This is a genomic window from Neobacillus drentensis, from assembly GCF_036965645.1.
GTDB lineage: Bacteria > Bacillota > Bacilli > Bacillales > Cytobacillaceae > Neobacillus > Neobacillus drentensis_D.
In genome coordinates this window covers 111,496-111,771 of sequence record NZ_JBALPZ010000034.1, presented here as the reverse complement: position 1 = coordinate 111,771, position 276 = coordinate 111,496, and positions in this window count along the sequence as shown.

Below are 276 nucleotides of genomic sequence, written 5' to 3'. Positions count from 1 at the left end.
CCATGCCCTGGATAGTAGCCTCCGTGACCGTGATGGTATCCATATCCCGGATATCCTACCTGAGCAGGATAGTACGTTCCATGGCCGTGGTGATAACCACCACCCGGATAATAACCGCTGTGTCCATGTTGATAGGTTCCAGGTTGCTGTCTTTCTTCCATTCTAAAATCCCTCCTTTATGATTAACTGTAAACAGTGTATGTCTACACTCCAAGATTGGAATAGATACATGCCCATTATGTTTCTAAACATTAGAAAATCTTCACAACTTCCACA